At 65.8% G+C, this 17,141-nt stretch carries 16 protein-coding genes; 7 read left to right on the plus strand and 9 right to left on the minus strand.

Going from position 1 to position 17,141, the window contains the following annotated elements; translation table 11 throughout:
- Positions 1-82: 82 nt before the first annotated feature.
- The 6 genes from ASF72_RS17985 to ASF72_RS18010 form a co-directional block, all read right to left on the minus strand.
- Positions 83-886, minus strand: coding sequence for an SDR family oxidoreductase (locus tag ASF72_RS17985; RefSeq protein WP_056601142.1), 804 nt, complete (start codon positions 884-886; stop codon positions 83-85).
- Between the two features lie 130 nt (positions 887-1,016).
- A complete protein-coding gene (locus tag ASF72_RS17990; RefSeq protein ID WP_056601144.1) occupies positions 1,017-2,069 on the minus strand; it encodes a biotin-dependent carboxyltransferase family protein in 1,053 nt (350 codons plus the stop codon).
- Positions 2,053-2,841: a carboxyltransferase domain-containing protein gene (locus tag ASF72_RS17995; RefSeq protein WP_082484520.1), complete on the minus strand. Its 789-nt coding sequence runs from the start codon at positions 2,839-2,841 to the stop codon at positions 2,053-2,055. Before ASF72_RS17995 ends, ASF72_RS17990 begins: the two co-directional genes overlap by 17 nt.
- A 55-nt stretch (positions 2,842-2,896) precedes the next feature.
- Complete coding sequence (locus ASF72_RS18000; protein WP_056601146.1) at positions 2,897-3,703, minus strand: LamB/YcsF family protein; 807 nt, start codon at positions 3,701-3,703, stop codon at positions 2,897-2,899.
- Positions 3,704-3,794: 91 nt separating this feature from the next.
- Positions 3,795-5,144 (minus strand): MFS transporter, encoded by a 1,350-nt coding sequence (locus ASF72_RS18005; protein WP_056601148.1) that lies wholly within the window; start codon positions 5,142-5,144, stop codon positions 3,795-3,797.
- Positions 5,145-5,193: 49 nt separating this feature from the next.
- Positions 5,194-5,826 (minus strand): RraA family protein, encoded by a 633-nt coding sequence (locus ASF72_RS18010; protein WP_056601149.1) that lies wholly within the window; start codon positions 5,824-5,826, stop codon positions 5,194-5,196.
- A 299-nt stretch (positions 5,827-6,125) separates the two neighbouring features.
- Between ASF72_RS18010 and ASF72_RS18015 the strand changes: the two genes are divergently transcribed.
- The 4 genes from ASF72_RS18015 to ASF72_RS18030 are packed head-to-tail and all read left to right on the plus strand — an operon-like array spanning position 6,126 to position 11,359.
- Positions 6,126-7,706 carry an ABC transporter substrate-binding protein gene (locus tag ASF72_RS18015; RefSeq protein WP_056601151.1) on the plus strand — a complete coding sequence of 527 codons (1,581 nt, stop codon included), beginning with the start codon at positions 6,126-6,128 and terminating at the stop codon, positions 7,704-7,706.
- Between the two features lie 11 nt (positions 7,707-7,717).
- Positions 7,718-8,764: an ABC transporter permease gene (locus tag ASF72_RS18020; protein WP_235504784.1), complete on the plus strand. Its 1,047-nt coding sequence runs from the start codon at positions 7,718-7,720 to the stop codon at positions 8,762-8,764.
- Positions 8,757-10,541, plus strand: a complete 1,785-nt coding sequence (locus tag ASF72_RS18025; RefSeq protein WP_082484522.1) for a dipeptide/oligopeptide/nickel ABC transporter permease/ATP-binding protein — start codon at positions 8,757-8,759, stop codon at positions 10,539-10,541. Before ASF72_RS18020 ends, ASF72_RS18025 begins: the two co-directional genes overlap by 8 nt.
- A complete protein-coding gene (locus ASF72_RS18030; RefSeq protein WP_056601153.1) occupies positions 10,538-11,359 on the plus strand; it encodes an ATP-binding cassette domain-containing protein in 822 nt (273 codons plus the stop codon). The genes ASF72_RS18025 and ASF72_RS18030 overlap by 4 nt, the downstream gene beginning before the upstream one ends.
- A gap of 107 nt (positions 11,360-11,466) precedes the next feature.
- On the opposite strand, the gene ASF72_RS18035 is transcribed toward ASF72_RS18030, so the two are convergent.
- Positions 11,467-11,979 carry a gluconokinase gene (locus ASF72_RS18035; RefSeq protein ID WP_056601173.1) on the minus strand — a complete coding sequence of 171 codons (513 nt, stop codon included), beginning with the start codon at positions 11,977-11,979 and terminating at the stop codon, positions 11,467-11,469.
- Between the two features lie 187 nt (positions 11,980-12,166).
- On the opposite strand from ASF72_RS18035, the gene ASF72_RS18040 reads away from it, so the two are divergent.
- On the plus strand, positions 12,167-13,108 hold the full coding sequence (locus ASF72_RS18040) for a 2-hydroxyacid dehydrogenase (protein ID WP_056601155.1): 942 nt from the start codon (positions 12,167-12,169) through the stop codon (positions 13,106-13,108).
- A gap of 413 nt (positions 13,109-13,521) precedes the next feature.
- Here the strand turns inward: ASF72_RS18040 and ASF72_RS18045 are convergent, their stop codons facing one another.
- Positions 13,522-14,187, minus strand: coding sequence for a TetR/AcrR family transcriptional regulator (locus ASF72_RS18045; protein ID WP_056601175.1), 666 nt, complete (start codon positions 14,185-14,187; stop codon positions 13,522-13,524).
- A 147-nt stretch (positions 14,188-14,334) separates the two neighbouring features.
- Here ASF72_RS18045 and ASF72_RS18050 point away from each other — a divergent pair, with 147 nt between their 5' ends.
- Positions 14,335-15,582, plus strand: coding sequence for an MFS transporter (locus ASF72_RS18050; RefSeq protein WP_162242823.1), 1,248 nt, complete (start codon positions 14,335-14,337; stop codon positions 15,580-15,582).
- Positions 15,583-15,822: 240 nt separating this feature from the next.
- Positions 15,823-16,722, plus strand: coding sequence for a MerR family transcriptional regulator (locus ASF72_RS18055; RefSeq protein WP_056601161.1), 900 nt, complete (start codon positions 15,823-15,825; stop codon positions 16,720-16,722).
- Here the strand turns inward: ASF72_RS18055 and ASF72_RS20815 are convergent.
- Positions 16,628-17,110, minus strand: coding sequence for an EamA family transporter (locus tag ASF72_RS20815; protein WP_235504786.1), 483 nt, complete (start codon positions 17,108-17,110; stop codon positions 16,628-16,630). The two genes, ASF72_RS18055 and ASF72_RS20815, sit on opposite strands and share 95 nt — an antisense overlap.
- Positions 17,111-17,141 lie beyond the last annotated feature (31 nt).

Below are 17,141 nucleotides of genomic sequence, written 5' to 3' on the forward strand. Positions count from 1 at the left end.
GACGGTGTCCTTTCAGACAGGGAGGCAGAGAGTAGTCAGGGGCGGCGGAAGGGTCCCGGCCGCGTTTTGTTTAGGGATTGCGCTATTTACTGCCCTGTGGGAGATCGGTTGCGGGGGCGCCGGTCCAGCGGCTGATCTCGATGTCGCCAGAGGTGTCCCGCTGCACGGTGGGGGCGATGACCAGTTCCTGGACCACCGTGCGCTGCGGCAGTGTTGCCACCAGGTGGATGGCCCGGGCCACATCCTCCGGCTGGACCATGGCGTCCCGTTCCTCCTGGCGCGGCGGGCGGGCCCGGTTGTCCAGGATGGGCGTCGCGGTCTCACCCGGCAGGATGGTCACGGCACGCAGCCCCTCGTTGCGGAATGTGGTGTGCAGGTACGTCATGAAGTTCCGGACCGCCGCCTTGGCAGCGCCGTACGCTGCACCGCCCAACAGGTTCGGGGTCACAGCCGCCAGTGAGGAGACGGTGATGATGGAGCCGGTGTTGCGGCCGAGCATGTCCGGCAGCACCGCCTGGGTGAGCAGGAAGACGGCGTTCAGGTTCACGTCCAGGACCTGGTTCCATTCCTCTTCTGCGATCCACCGCACGTTCAGGACCTTGCTGGCGCTGCCGGCATTGTTGATGAGAATGTCCACCAGGCCGACGTTTTGGTGGATCCAGTCCACCAGGGCATCCACCTCGGCCTTGCTGGCGATGTCGGCGGTGCGGACGCAGGACTTGCCGCCGCTTGCTGAAATCTCGTTGGAGAGTTTGTCCAGCACGTCCTGCCGCCGCCCTACCAGCACCACGGTGGCACCTTCGGCGGCCAGCAGCTTGGCCGTTTCGCGGCCCATGCCGGTGCCGGCGCCGGTGATGATGGCAACCTTGCCATTCAGAAGCTCCATGATGCATCTCTTTCGTCCGGCACGCTGCGGGAGGCAGCGCGGCAGTGGCAACCGGGTAAACCGGATAAAACAAGAACCAAATTGGATATGAGAATAGTTTCTCATTTGAAACTGGGGGCGTCAACCCTTTTCAGGCGGCGCGGGTGCTGGACGGCGTGCCGGGATCCGCGGCCTCCGCGGCCTCCGCGACGGGAAGCCCGACGGCGGCGAACAGGTTGTGCACCCGCTCCGCCAGCGCGCCGAGCAGCCGCTGCTGCTCCCGCCAGCGTTCGACGGCGGCCTCCTGGCTGACCCAGCGGAAGGTCATCTTCCGGCCCGGGCTGGCTTGGCCCAGGAGCGGCAGCGAAGCCTTCGTCGCCACCGCCACAATGGGGTAGCCCGCGGTCAGCGTACGTGAGCGGCCCAGGATGATCAGTTCGTCGCCGTGCGGGATCTCGAAAGCGCCGATCGGGACGCCGTGCGACACGATCTCACCCAGCCCTTCGGGATGGATGACCGGGCCGTCCAGGCGGAGGCCCACATGGTCGGATTTGCCGCCCACGGTGTAAATGCTGCTGCTCAGGAGCTCCCGGATGCCCGGGGTCCTGTCCGTTTCCGGCCCTTCCACCACCTCAACCGTCCAGACGTCGGGGCTGAAGTCGGGCACCGGTACCGGCAGCCTGAACAGCGGCTGGCCAAGGTAGGGCTGGCTGAAGCCCCGGTACCGGCTGGCAAGTGCTATCTGCTGGCCCGCGACGATCCGCTGCGCAAACCCCATCCGGGATTCCGGCGCAGCGCTGCCCATAAACCGCGGAGTGTCCAGGTCGCCGCTGAAGGCCAGGTAGTTGCGCATGCCTCCAGTGGCCTTGGAGATGACCACCTTGGTCCGGGCCGGCACGCAGACCGGCTGCCACATGGGCACCGGAACCCCGCCGACGGTTACTTCTGCCGGCGTGCCGGTGATGGTGATGAAAATGTCATGCGACGGGGTGAACGCGAAGCGTCCGCCCATGATTTCCAGCAGCGCGGCGCCGCGCCGGTTGCCCACAAGGATGTTGGCTGCAGCCGCGGAATGCTGGTCGGCGGCGCCCCCGCAGGGCACGCCCATGAACTCGGAGTCCACGCGTCCCAGGTCCTGGAACGTGGACAGCCAGCCGGCCTCGCTGATCGAAAGGGTGACCGCCTGCTCAGGCTTCGCTGCCACGCCTGCCGCCTTCCTGCTGGTCTGCGGGCGCTACGGGCCGGAGGAACCGGCCTTCGAGCTCCGCCCAGCCGCTTTCCGGTATGACCTTGAAGGTGACCCTGTCCCCCGGCCGGTAGGACGTTGCCGGATCCTCGCGGATATCGCAGACGGTCAGGGGCGTGCGGCCGATCACCTTCCAGCCCGTGGGTCCCGGGAACGGCTGGATGATGGCGCTGGTGCCGGCCACCATCACCGAACCCGGAGCAACGTCCGTCCGGGGTTCGGCGCAGCGGCTTACCTGGCCCGGGAACTGAACCCCGGCCATCATTGGGGCCATCGCGGCCGCCAACAGGTTAATCGTGAGCACCGACGTGGTGAGCGCTTCAAGTGTGGCTTCCTGGCTGAGTCCCAGCTCCTCGGCCACCCCGGGAAGGTCGGGCGCAAACTCGTCGCTGACCACCATGGGGACCACAAAGTCCCTCGCGCCCAGGGCCGGCCCGGCGTCCTGCAGCCCCAGCCCGGCCACTGCGAGCCTGACCGTCTGGGCGAGCTGTCCGTGGCTGACCGCCAGGCAATCGAACTCCACCAGCAGCGATTCCGCGCCCGCCACCAGGTTCAGCACCCCGTACGGCCGGACCTCGAGCAGGACGTCCCGCAACCGCCTGGCACCGGTCCGCCTGACCTCGGGGTCGTCGTCGGCGATGCCCAGCATCAGGGCTGAGTCTCCAAACGGGTGCGCCTCAAGGCCGGGCGACCGGCTGGGGTTCGCGGCTGGCGGTGGTTGCGGGGTCATATGTCCTGCTCGGTGGTGTGACGGCGGTCTGGGGCGGGGGCAATGGAGGCCGCGGTCAGGCCGCGGCCGCCGCTTTGGCTTTCTCGGCAAGGACTTCCTGCAGCCCGGCCGCCTTGACCCCGGCCTTCTCCAGAGCCGCGCGGAGGGCGGTGCCGCTCTCAAGGACCTGCGGGTGGTCGCCGTGGAGGAGGACGACGTCGGCATCGTGGCCCAGGGGAACCACCTTGCCGGTGACGGCGCGGACCGTTCCCTCGGTCACCACCTGGACAACCCGGCGGCCGATCTCGTCGGGGTCGTGCAGCAGGGCGCCTTCGGTGTTGCGGGAGACGGGCATGCCGTCCTCGCCGTAGCCGCGGTCCGCCAGGAAAACGTAGCCCACTTCGAGGCCGCGCTTCCGGGATTCGTCGGCCAGCAGGCCGTTCTGGCAGATCACGATGTAAGACGGGTCGTAGGCCTTGATGGCGTCGGTGATGGCCCGGGCGTGCTTGGCGTCCGTCTGGGCAATGCTGCCCATCCGGCCGTGCGGGGCCACGTGGCTGATCTTGCCGCCGTGGATCCGGGCGAACGCGTCCAGGGCACCGATCTGGTAGAGGACGTCCGTGCGGATTTCCTCTTCGCTGGCCTCGATCAGGCGCCGGCCGAAGCCCACCAGGTCGGGGTAGCCGGGGTGGGCGCCGAGCTCGATGCCTCGCTCCACGCACGACTTCACCGTGGCGTCCATAACGCGCGGGTCCCCGGCGTGGAAGCCGCAGGCGATGTTCGACGCCGTGACCAGGCCCAGGAGGGCCTCATCGTCACCGATGCTGTAATTTCCGTAGCTCTCGCCGAGGTCTGCAACGACGGCGACTGAATTGATGCCCAAGGTGACTCCCAATGGTTCTGGTTGAGGTGGTTCCGGTCCGGCCACGGCGACCTGCCGGCAATGGCGGCAGGCCGCCGTCGTACGTGTTTTGTTAATGGGTGGCCAGCGGCTGGCCCTTCGTTTCCTTCAGGAAGTAGACCGACGTGAGCGTGATGACGGCGGTGCCCATCGCGGCGTAGGCCGGGACCATGCTGTTGCCGGTTGCCTTGATGATTTCGGTCATCACCAGCGGGGCGCTGCCGCCGAAGATGATGGTGCTGATGCTGAAGCCGATGCTGTAGGCGCTGTAGCGGACCGTGGTGGGGAACATTTCCGTCAGGACGGTGTGCACAACGGCGGCATGGCCGGAAAACGCGATCGCCATCACCACGGTGGCGATGCAGGCCAGGGCCATGTTGCCAGTGGTGATCATCGAGAACATCGGGTAGGACACCAGGGCCATCAGCACGGCGGAGGCGGCGAGGACGGGCTTGCGGCCAATCCGGTCGGAGAGCCGGGCCATCAGCGGGATGCTGATGATGATGGCCACGAGGCTGACGGCCGTCACCATCAGCGCCTGCACCATGGTGAAGTTGTTGCCGGTGCCCAGCTGGGTCTTCAGGTAGGTGGGCATGTAGGCGAACAGGAGATAGTAGCCGGGGCCGTTCAGTGCGGGCAGGAAGATGGTCAGCACAATGGCCTTCAGGTGCCGCTTGGAGGTGAAGACAGCCTTCAGCGGGTTGCGCTCTACTTCGTTGCGTTCACGCAGGGCGGCGAAATGCGGGGTGTCCTCCATCTTGGAGCGGATGTAGTAGCCCACATAGCCGAGCGGAAGGGCGAAGAGGAACGGGATGCGCCAGGCCCAGGATTCCATGGTGGCGTCGCCCAGGGTGGTGATAAGGGTGGCGGAGAGTGCACTGCCGAACAGGAGGGCGCAGAAGGAACCCACGGCGATGAAACTCATGGAGAAGTTGCGGTGCTTGTTGTGCGCGTACTCGCCCACGAACGCCATGGCGCCCGCCACTTCGCCGCCGGCGGAGAAGCCCTGCAGGATGCGGAACAGGATCAGCAGCGCCGGGGCTGCCCAGCCGATCACGGAGGAAGAGGGGATCAGGCCGATACAGGCGGTGGCGCCGGAGATCAGGAGCAGCAGGACGGCCAGGAGGTTCTTGCGGCCCAGCTTGTCGCCCAGGAAGCCGCAGATCACGCTGCCGAAGGGCCGGGCCAGGAAGCTGACCAGGAAGCCGACGTTGGTCAGGAGCAGGGATCCGAGATCCTTGGACCCCATGATGTTGATGGCCAGGTACGTGGTCAGCAGGCCGTAAATGCCATAGTCGTACCATTCCACGAAGGAGCCCATGGTGCCGGCGAGGGTCGCCTTGCGCACCATCTTGCCGTCAGCGGTGACAACCTTGATTTGTGCGGTATTCAGGTCCACTGAGTCCGTCGATGCAGTAGTCATTAGGTCTCTCTTAGTTTAGGGCTGGTCCTTGGCGCGGTGAAGCGCCGGGTCAGCTGTATTCGCGCGTGATTTCGGCCGTCATCTCGGCCTCGTGGGCGGCAACAGCGATAACGCGTTCCAGGATTTCGGCCGCACGGGCCGCAGGGATGATAACGACGCCGTCATCGTCTGCGGCGACGACGTCACCGGCGGCGCAAACGATCCCGCCGATCGCCACCGGTTCGCCGATGACGCCGGGGCCGTTCTTGAAGGGACCGGCGGGGGTGACGCCGCGGGCGAAGACGGGGAATTTGATCTCGCTGATGGTGTGGCGGTCGCGGATGTAGCCGTCGATCACGGCTCCGGTGGCGCCGGCAGCCTCGAAGCGCTGCGACAGCTGCTCACCGACCAGGGCACGGTGTTCGTGGCCGAACCCGTTAATGACCACCACGTCGCCGGGCTGTATGTAGCCGAGGGCCTCGATGACCGCCGCATTGTCGCCGGCCGCACCGAGTACCGGGAGGGCCGAGCCGACGCAGTGGGCGCCTTCCCAGACCGCGCTGATGCCGCCGTCGACTATTCCCAACCGCTCCATGGCGTCCCCGATGTTGGACACGGGGAAGGCGGCGAAGGCTTCCACGAGTTCCTTGGGAAGCCGGGTCCAGGTGGCCTTGCGGACCGTGAGCTCGAGTGTTGTTGCCATTGTTGTCACCTTTGGTTGGTTCGGTTGGTTGCGCCCTCCCCGCCGGCAAGGGGCTAGTCAGATGAGGCGGCTGTCACATATGAGAAAAGTTTCGCGTTTCAAATCCGATTCGTCAAGAGGGTCCGATGGATTGGCCCAAATAAGTCGGGCGATTGTTGCCAGCAGGTAAATTGCGGCGGCGCCGGGTTACGGCCGTGTGTCAGCTCACAAAAAACCGTTGACTTGGCTGGGCGAATAAGAGAAACTCTTCTCATTCGCGAACTTTCTCGCAGATTCCCGTTGTATCGAGGAGACACACCATGCACGGAAGACTTACCACCCTGGCGGCAGCCGCGGCGGCAGCAGCGTTGCTCCTGACCGGCTGCACCACCGGCGGCGGCAGTACCAGCACAGGGACCGGCGGAAGCGCCGGCCCCGCCACGGACACCATCCGCACCGCCCTGAATTCGGATCCCACCACGTTCAACGCAGCCAAGGCCAACGCCAAGGACGACTACGAAGTAGCCCGTTTCCTCTTCGACACCGTGGTGCGCCGCGACGCTGACGGCAAGTTCATCGGCGGCCTGGCCACCGAGTGGACCGCCACAGCCACGGACGCCGCACTGACCATCCGCAAAGACGCAACCTGCGCCGACGGCACGGTCATTACCCCCACCATCGTGGCCAACTCCCTTACCTACTTCGCTGATCCCGCCACCAAAAACAACTTCGCCAGGCTGGTCTTCGGACCGGGCCAGCCCACCATCACGGCCGACGACGCTGCGGGCACCGTGGCGGTCAAGCTGGCCCAGCCCTGGTCCGAACTCATCGGCGGGCTGACCCTGGCCCAGACCGGAATCATCTGCCCCGCCGGCCTCGCGGACCTTGAAGGCCTTGCCAAGGGATCCGTGCAGGCAGCCTTCTCCGGGCCGTACACCCTGACGAAGGCGAGCCACGGCGTCAGCTACGACATGACTCTCCGTGAGGACTATGAGGCCTGGCCGAAGTGGTCCAAGCCGCTTGAGGGAACGCCGGCCAAGACCGTGCGCTTTTTCCCCGGCGTCAACAAGACCACCGTGGCCAACCAGCTCCTCACCGGTGAGATGGACGTCTCGGACATCGCTCCGGCGGACACTGCCCGCTTCGAAGGGAACAAGGACTACGCCGTCACCACGGTGCCCTTCGCCGGGATCTTCCTGCTCTTCAACCAGCGCGAAGGCAGCCCATTTACGGACCCCGCCCTGCGCAAGGCCGTGGCCCAGCTGATGAACCAGCAGGCGTTCAATGCCGCAGCCTACGCCAACAAGGGAATCCCCTACACCTCAATCGTCGCCCCCACCGTGGCCTGCGCCCTCGAGGACAACTCGCACTTCACGAAGGAAGACGCCGATGCTGCCAAGGCAGTGCTCGCCGGGAAGACCTTCAAGATGGTGGGCACCACCAGCATCGGCCCCAACGGTGCAGGCAGCACCTACGTCCAGGAAGCCCTCAGGGCAGCCGGCGCCACGGTCAACCTAAGCCTGGTGGACAACGGCACCTGGGCCACCATGACCCAGACCAAGCCGGAGACCTGGGACCTGACCATCCAGGGCGACGCGAACTTCGTAGGCACAGTGGCCGCGTCCCTGACCCGGATCGCCGGCGTCCCCACCGAGAAGGGCGGCCGCAACATCGGTGGCGGCGAGAACGCCGATATCCTGGCCGACATCGCCACCGCACAGTCCGCAACGGACCAGGACAAGCGGTGCGAAGCCTACGAGCGCGCGCAGATCAGCATTCTCGAGGACAACGACATTGTCCCCTTCGTGGGCGAACCCCAGATCGTTGCCCAGCGCGCAGGATTCTCCATCCAGGCGCCGTCCGGCATCGTCGACTACGCCACCATGCGCATCACTAAGTAAGGCCAGGGACCATGACCGAACCGACCATGCTGAACAGGGAAAGCGCCCTGTTCAGCAACCCCCCGGGGGCCACAAAGGGCCCCCGGGGCGGGCTCCGCAACCTCTCCCCCTGGGCTGGCTACGGCCTGCGCCGCACCGGCGGAGTGCTGCTGTCCGTAATCCTCCTCGTGGTGGTTACCTTCTTCATGGTCCCGCTCATCCCCGGCGACCCGGCGGTGGCAGTCGCCGGCGCCGACGCCACCACGGAACAGATCGAAGCCATCAGGGAAAGCCTGGGGCTGAACCAGCCCCTGCACCTGCAGTTCCTCCAGTACGTGGGGAACCTGTTCACGGGCAACCTCGGCGAATCATTCGCGTACAGCACATCTGTATCCTCGATCATCGCCACCAAGCTGCCCTTCACGGCAGAACTGGCCCTGCTGGGCATCATCGTGACCCTTTTGCTTTCGATCCCGGCCGGGATGGTGGTGGGCATCCTCACCCGCGGCGGGCGCCGCAAGTGGCTGGATGTCTCCTTCGGCATGCTCACCGGGTTCTTCCAGGCCGTGCCGCAGTATGTCATCGCCACGATGCTGGTCGTGGTTTTCGCCATCGTGCTCAAGGTCCTGCCGGCCGCCGGCGCGGCCACCCTCACGTCCCTGATCCTTCCCGTCGTTGGCCTCTCGATTGCGCCCATCTGCTCGATCGCCCGGGTGGTCCGCCGGGAAACCTCCACCGTCCTCGAGCAGGATTACCTGCGGACCGCCCGCGGCTGGCGCCTGCCGCCGCTGCGGCTCTACGCCCGCCATGCGTTGCCCAACCTGATGACCACCACCCTGACCCTCGCCGGGCTGATCCTCGCCGGCATGCTCGGCGGAGCGATCATCATCGAGAACGTCTTCAACTGGCCCGGACTCGGCAAGGAAATCGTCACGGCCATTGTCAACAAGGACTACCCGGTCATCCAGGGCATCATCCTGGTCCTCGGCTTCCTTGCCATCATCCTCAACCTGCTGGTCGACGTCATCCTCGGAATCATCGATCCGCGCACCCTCGGAGGAGGAAAGTCCCATGGCTGAAACGACCCGCACCAAGCGCCATTTCCGCTGGACTACCGGCCTGATAATTGGCATCGCCCTGATGAGCGTCATGATCCTGATCGGCCTCCTCGCACCCCTGTTCCTCAGCGAAGCGGCCGAAAAGCTCACCGCCAACGCCTCCCAGGGGCCCAGCTCCGCGCACTGGCTGGGAACTGACGACTTCGGCCGTGACGTGCTGGCCCGGTCGCTTGTGGCCACCAGGCTCACCCTGGTGATGACGGCAGCCACAACGGCAATCTCGGTGGTGGGCGGCGTTTTGATCGGCACTTTCATCTGGCTTGCCCCGCCGCGGATCCGCAACGCTGTCCTCCGCGTCATCGATGCCGCCGTCGCCTATCCCAGCCTGATTTTTGCGCTGCTCATCGCCGCAATCCTCGGCCAGGGAGCCTGGTCCGCCGTCCTCGCCATCGCCATCGCCAGCATTCCGGCGTTCGCCCGCCTTACCGCCAACATGGCTGCCTCGATCTCTCAGCGCAATTACGTGTCAACGGCACGCCTGCTCGGCGTTCCGGGCCCACGCATCATCACCCGGCACCTGCTGCCGAACATGGCAGAGCCGCTGCTGGTGCTGACCGCCACGGTGTTTGCAACCACCCTGATCGAGCTGTCCAGCCTGTCGTTCATCGGACTGGGCGTCCAGAACCCCGAGTACGACTTCGGGCGCCTGCTCAACGAGGCGCTCGTGAACATCTACTCCCAGCCGCTGCAGGCCGTGATGCCCTCGATCATGATCACCATCGCGGGGTTGAGCGCCATGCTCATTGGCGACGGCCTTGCTGCCGCCACGGACCCACGCGGCGGACGGAAGTTCGGCAGCGTCAAGGCCGCCTCTGAGCTGCCGGCCTCGATGCGGGCCGACCGGGAGGCGCTGGTGGAGGTGGACAACCTCACCGTCCTCACCCCCAACGGCGTGCCCCTGGTCAAGGGTGTGTCCCTGAGTATCCATGCCGGCGAAGTGGTGGGGCTCGTGGGGGAATCCGGATCAGGAAAGTCCCTGACGGCCATGTCCATCGCCGGCCTGCTGCCGGAGGAACTCACCGTCAGGGCGCACTCCATGCGCCTCGGCGAACTGGACCTGCTCAAGAAGAACGATCCGCGCACGCTGGCCACGTCCATCGGGCTGGTCTACCAGGACCCGGGAACCAGCTTCAACCCGGCCCTGCGGATCGGGTCCCAGCTGACTGAGGTCAGCAGGATCCACCTGAAGCAGTCGGGGAAGACCTCGTTCACCAGGATGGTCAAAGCACTGGCGGACATCCGGATCACTCAGCCGGAACTGCGGATGAAGCAGCACCCGCACGAGCTCTCCGGCGGCATGCTCCAGCGCGCCATGATTGCCTCAACCCTGGTCACGGACCCGCGGCTGATCATCGCCGACGAGCCCACCACGGCGTTGGACGTCACCGTCCAGGCGGACGTCCTGCGCCAGTTCCGCACCATCAACCGGGAAATGGGGACCGCCATGCTGTTCATCTCCCATGACATCGGTGTGGTCCAGGCCCTGTGCGACAAGGTGATCGTGATGAACGGCGGGAAAATCCTCGAACGGCTTACCGGTGCCCAGCTTGCTGCCGGCGACGTCAAGCACCCTTACACCAAAGCGCTGCTGGCAGCGACGCCGAGCATCGCCGAACGCAAGACGGAACTCGTCGCCGTCCGGGCCGAGGACTTCACCTTCGACGAAATCACCGACGACGCCCTCGGCCCCGTTCAGGCCGGGACGGTTCAGCCGGAAACAGAGAGGCTCCAGCCATGACAAGCACCGCAATGTCCGCCGCCCCGGTCCTGGAAGTCCGCGACCTGGAAGTCACGTTCGGTTCCGGACAGGCAGCAGCCAAGGTCCTCAAGGGCGTCTCGGCCACCATCGAACGCGGCAAGACCCTGGGGATCGTCGGGGAATCAGGCTCGGGCAAGTCAACCCTGGCCAAGGCCATCGTTGGTCTGAACCCTGTCAGTTCCGGCAGCATCTGGGTCAACGGGGCCGATGTGTCCCGCATGACGTCGGGTCAGCGCCGTGCCATGCGCCGGGAAGTCCAGATGATTCCGCAGGACCCGTACTCGTCGCTGAATCCCCGCCGCACCATCGGGCAGACCCTGGCCGAGGCGATCGATCCGGTGAAGTCGAATCCCCGCGCACACCGGGAGAAGATCTCGTACTGGCTCTCCACCATCCGCCTGGACGCCGACGTGGCCGAGCGGTACCCGCACGAATTCTCGGGCGGGCAGCGTCAGCGCATTGCCATCGCGCGCGCACTGGCAGTGGGGCCCAAACTGATCATCGCGGACGAGATCACCTCGGCGCTGGACCTGTCCGTCCAGGCGGAGATCCTGAACCTCATCAGCCGGCTGCGCACCGAACTGGACCTGACCATGGCATTCATCTCCCACGACCTGGACGTGGTGCACCACGTCAGCGACGGGATCATGGTGCTCTTCCACGGCGAGGTGGTGGAGCTCGGTGACGTGGACAGCGTCTACGGCAACCCGAAGCATCCTTACACGCGAAAACTGATCGACTCCGTCCCGGGTGGTCCCGGCTTCGACATCGGCGAGCGCCGGGCGGCCGTCGCCTAACCAAACACCGAACCCAACTAGGTCGCAGTTGTTGTCGTTATGAGTCCTCATAACGACAACAACTGCGACCTAGTTGGGTTTAATGCGCGCGGGGTGACAGGCCTCGACTAGTCTCCCGCCGCCGTCGTCCAATCCACCGCCAAACCATCCAGCGCCGCGGCGGCCCGGTCCGCCAGCTCGGATGGGGACTTGCGGACATCGAGCAGCACCTGGCGCTCATCCGCAGCCAGCGGTTCCAGAGCCTCCAGCTGTGAGGCCAGCAGCGTTGCAGGCATAAACTCATGGTTCCGTGCCGCCATCCGGGCGGCGAGGGTGTCCGATGAACCTTGGAGATGAAGGAACACAACCTCCGGGGCATGCTCCCTCAGGAGGTCGCGGTAGCGGCGCTTGAGGGCGGAGCAGGCGACGATGACGCCTTCTCCGGCCTGCTGGCGTAGCTGCAGCGTACGCCCGATCTCCATCAGCCACGGGCGGCGGTCCACGTCGTCCAGCGGAATCCCGGTTCGCATTTTCTCCTTGTTGGCCTCGGGATGCAGGTCATCGCCGTCAATGAACGGGACCCCCAGCCGGCGCCCCAGGAGGTCTCCCACTGTCGATTTTCCGGAACCTGACACGCCCATGATGATCACGGGCGGAAACCTTGTTTTCTTCACTCGAATTGCCTCCGCGGAACTCTTGCCTGACGCTTTCTGAAGTGCGAGGATTGTCATACATGAGAAAAGTTTCTCAGATTGGTGCTGGGGCGTCAACGGTTTTCCCGGAGAGGTCTGCACCGCTGGGAGCCACTCCTACCGAACAGGGCCACCGATGCAGACAGTCTGGACAGTCACCTTCCCCGACCGGGACCTCCTCGCCAGGGTGCAGCCCCTGCCCGCCGGAATTGAGGCCTCGGTCTGGGACCTCCGCTCCGGGCCGGAGGGCATCGCACTGGATGCCATCGACGCCGTCATCCTGCCCTACATTGATGCGTCCGCCGTCCTCGGCTCGCTGTCGAAGACCCCGAACCTGAAGTTTGTGCAGACGCAGTCCACGGGGTTTGACGGAGTTCCGGAGGCGGCGGGCCCCGAGACCGCGGTGGCGAGCGCCTCGGGCGTCCACGCGGCAGCCACGGCCGAGCTGGCCATCGGCCTGATGATCGCTAAACTCCGCGGCATCGACCAGGCCGTCCGCGACCAGCAGACCGGCAACTGGCAGCCGCAGCGACGTTCCTCGCTGGCGGACCGGAAGGTTCTGCTGGTGGGCGTTGGCGGCATCGGAAACGAAATCGCGAAGCGCCTTGAGCCCTTCGAGGTGGAGATCACCCGCGTGGGCAGCAGCGCACGCGGGGACAGCACCGGACGGATCCACGCCTCCTACGAGCTCGCCGCCCTGGCCCAGAGCCATGACATCCTGGTTGCGGTGACCCCGTTGAACGAACACACCCACCGGCTGGTGGACGCCTCCGTCCTTGCTGCACTGCCGAACGGTGCGCTGGTGGTCAACGTCGGCCGGGGGCCGGTGGTGGATACCGCAGCCCTGACCGCTGAGGTCCTGTCCGGCCGGCTCCACTGCGCGCTCGACGTCGTCGATCCCGAACCCCTCCCGGCCAACCACCCCCTTTGGTCATCCCCCAACGCACTGATTACCCCGCACATCGGCGGCAACGCCTCGGCCTTCGAGCCGCGGATCGTCAAGCTCCTCGCCAGCCAGCTCAAGGCGCTGGCCAGCGGCGACCGGCCGGCGAACCTGGTCCAGTCCGGACCTTTCTGACACGGCCTTAAACCCGCACGCACCGTCTCCTTTGCATCCACTCACCAGGAACCGCACAGTCATGAAAAGCAGAGCACTCGTCCACAGCAACTATGAATCCCGTCTCCTCGCCGCCCAGCCCCGGGGCGGTCAGCTGCCCTCGGCCGCAACGGCTGCACGGACACCCGGCCGGCTTGCAGCGGAACAGTCATCCATAAAGCCGGCACCGACGGCGTACCAACCTCAGCTGGCTCGCTCGCCCAGAACGTGAGGGTGCGTCGAGGCGGGAAGTGTGCGCACTGCCCGCACTTTCCGCCTCGCCACGCGTTTTCCCAACCGCTACCACATGCAGCACGGCAAATTGCCGGGCCGGGCAGACGTCACCTACGAACCGGGGTGATATGAAACGGCCGTAGCCACCTGCGGGAGACACTTCAGCCTTGAGGGCGGGGCTGGAGAAGTGCGTGGGTCTCGTGGGTCGTCAAGGCAGCAACGGGAAGCTTTGAGGGCGCTGATGCCGATGCCCGCAGTCCGTCCAGTACGATCCAGAGGTAGCGGCGGTACAGTCGGTCGGCATCATCGCGACCCTCGGGAGCTGACCCGCTCTGGACCGTGCCTGAGATGTCGGTAAGGGCGATCTGGAGGAAAATCAGGTCCGTGCCGGTGACGTCCTCGCGGAGCGCTCCGGCCCCGCGCGCGCGGTCGGCCACCTGGTCAACCAAGGGTGCGAGCCGGTCTCGTTGCTGGTCGTAGTGGTCGGGCCACGTTCGCCCTGCAAGCATCTGCGCCATGCCTCGGTCTTTGGCTTGCGCGGCAAGGGACTTTTCAAGGTATTGCACCAAGCCCTCCCAGGGATCCGGAGCGGCCACTGCCTCGCGCAGGATCGCCTCCAGCTCGTCGACCTGCTGCTGCCAGATCGCCTCGATTAGTTCCTCCTTGTTGGCGAAGCGACGGTAGGCAGTGCCCACGCCAACCCCGGCGTGGTGGGCCACGTCGTTGAGCGTGGCAGCCAGTCCACGCCGGGCAAACAGGTCCCGGCCAGCAGAGATAAGAAGATCGCGATTACGGGCGGCGTCCTTGCGCAATGCCTGAGTATCCATCATCCGAGTCTAGTACAAGTGGATGCACGGTATCCGAATAACTGCTAGCGTAGTTCAAGCGGATATAGATGATCCGCTTCCTCGGGTTCGATGTTCGCCAGCGTCGCCCACCCCTTTGGCTTTTACTTCCTGAAAGGACGCATCGTTATGTCCACCACGCATACCCTGTCCGAAACCGCCGCAGGAGCGGCCATCATCAGCCCGCCAGGCCGGCAGCGGCTTCCTCTGATCGTATGGATGCTCGGCGTCGTGACGTTCGTTATGGGCACCACAGAAATGATCGTCGCCGGTCTTCTGCCCCAAGTCGCCTCCTCGCTCGAGGTGACCATCGCCCAGGCGGGACTCCTCATCACCGTGTTCGCACTGGGAATGGTGATCGGAACGCCTGTCATGGCCATCGCCACACTGCGTCTTCCCCGGAGGGCAACGCTCATCATGGCGCTGCTTTTGTTTGCAGTGGCACATGTCGCCGCCGCCTCCACTGACGTATTCGCTGTCGTGCTCGTTGCCCGGTTCGCGGCGGCCGTGGCCACCGGTACATTCTGGGCCATCGGCGCTGTTGTCGCGGCAGCGGCCGCAGGTCCCGGGGCCGGAGCGAAGGCGATGGGCATCATGGTAGGCGGGGTCACCCTCGCAACAGTCCTCGGTGTGCCGATCGGTACCGCGGCCGGCCAGTTCCTGGGTTGGCAGGGACCCTTCTGGGGACTGGCCTTCCTCGCTACTGCCTGCGCAGCCCTCCTGTGGAAGGTGCTCCCTGGAAACAAAACCTCGGAGGGGGAAACAAACCTTCGCGCCGAATTCAGTCGGCTGCGCAACGCCCGCCTGTGGTCCGTTTACGTGGCAACGGCGCTCATCCAGGCTGCCTTCCTTGGCGTCTACAGCTACATCGCTCCGCAGCTGACCGAACGCGCCGAACTGGCAGAAGCAGTGGTACCCCTCATCATGATCGCCTACGGCGTCGGTGCCCTGACCGGCACCACGATTGGTGGCCGATTCGGTGACCGCCGCCCCTACACGGTCATCGGTGCAGCCGTGGCAGGTCTGCTGATCACTATGACCGTGCTCCTGCTCTGGGGCGGCAACGCCCCCGTTGCGATCGTGTTTTTCACCCTTATGGGCATGTTTGGATTCGCTGCGAACCCGACACTTGTCTCCGAGGCACTGCGTGCAGCAGGACCGGACGGCGTACTCCCGATCGCGTTGAGCAATTCGTTCTTCAACATCGGTGTTGCCGTTGGCTCCGGGCTTGGTGGCGTCGCGATCGCGTCTTCCCTGGCCGAACAGGGCGTACCGGCCGTCGGCCTGGCCCTGACAATTGCCGCCGCCGTGCCATGCATCGGCCTCGGCCTCACCGCAAAAAAGACCCAGCGCCCGCGGCGCCACACCATGACGTAGACCACGCACCGACGATCGCGGGGACCTGAACAGACCAACACCCTTAACAACGGTGTGACCATGCCAGCCCTCACCCCAGGCGAACTTCAAAGCTCCCCCAAGGAGAACACAGGCGCCGTACCGGCAGCCACGCAGCCGGCTACCGCGTTATCGACACCGGGTCCGGCTATTTTGTTGCACCTGCCGCAGCGTCATGTGGTCTGCTGGAAGCACGTCCCGTCCCACTCCGAGAGGTCCGCCATGCAACCGTTCCCGACCCCGCCGCGAGAGGTCCTCATCGGCGACGCCGCGGCATTCGTCGGCGTCACTCCCCGGACGATCCGCCACTACCACCAGGTTGACCTGTTGCCCGAGCGGGAGCGGGGCGGCGACGGCCGCCGGCGGTATGGCTACCCGGAAATCATCCGGCTGCTCTGGATCCGTCGAATGGCCGACGCCGGGATCGCCCTCGATGACATCCGCGACGCCTTCGACGGCGGCAAACCGAGCGGCGCCGACGACGAGGACGGGATCGCAGGCGTCCTCGCGCGGCTGGAGGACACCCTCGCCGCGCAGGAAGCCGAGCTCCAGCGGAAGCGCGCCTCGGTGCAGCGCATGCGGACCCTTGGCAGCAGGCTGGGACTGCTCGATGATCTCGTCTCCGACCGCCTTGAGGGCGCACCCGAGGGCTCGCTGCGCCAGGATGACCTGGACGTCCTGCTGGTCACTGAGCGGATCTTCGGTCCGCTCGGCGCGGCCGTCCAGGCCGGCCGCTTCCTCGCCCTGGCTGCCGATCCGTCGCTGCGTGCGGAGTCCGACCGCGTCGAGGCCGCCGAGGAGGCCCTGGACCACACGGTCGCCGTCGACGACCCCCGCGTTTCGGAGGTGGCGGCCGAGCGGCACGCCTTCGAGACCGCGCTGATGCGCGTTATCGAGGAGTCCGGTCAGCTGGCGGAGGATGACGCTCTCTTCGACGCTTGGGACGAGCTGCACCCGCCCGATGACGCTGGCCCGGCGCCCGACCCCGACCCGGCAGAGGGCTCCCGCGTCAAGAGCGCGGCGGAGACTATCTGGAACATGCCCTACGACTTCTCCCCGGCCCGTCTGCGCTGCATGGAGCTGGCGGTGCAACTCGGCGCTTCGGCGACGCCAGCGCCCTAAGCGGGCCTGCAGCATCGGCATGATCCACGCGAGACGCATCGTTCTGCTGCATCGTGAACTCTACGCGCGCCTCCCCCACCAACTCGAGGTGTCCGCGGTTCAGTCGCGCCGCTGGCCGCGCTCCGGCCGTCGCATCGCGTGGTGTGCCGCTTGGTAGGAGCAGGGCGGCTGTGTTCGCAGCGACGATGAGAGCTATTCCAACCCATTCGATAGTGCCGAGTTCTTCGTGGAGGAGTATCGCTCCGATGAAAGCGGCCAGGACAGGGTTGATGCTCATGAGGATCCCGAACAGGTGTGCGGGGATCTTCCGGAGCGCAATCAGGTCAGCGACGAATGGGACCGTCGAGGCCAGGACGCCGGCACCGACAGCACAGAGCAGAGCGAACATGTCCGGGCGGGTGGTGATGAGTATCCAGACG

The organism is Arthrobacter sp. Leaf141, from assembly GCF_001424565.1.
Taxonomy (GTDB): Bacteria; Actinomycetota; Actinomycetes; order Actinomycetales; family Micrococcaceae; genus Arthrobacter.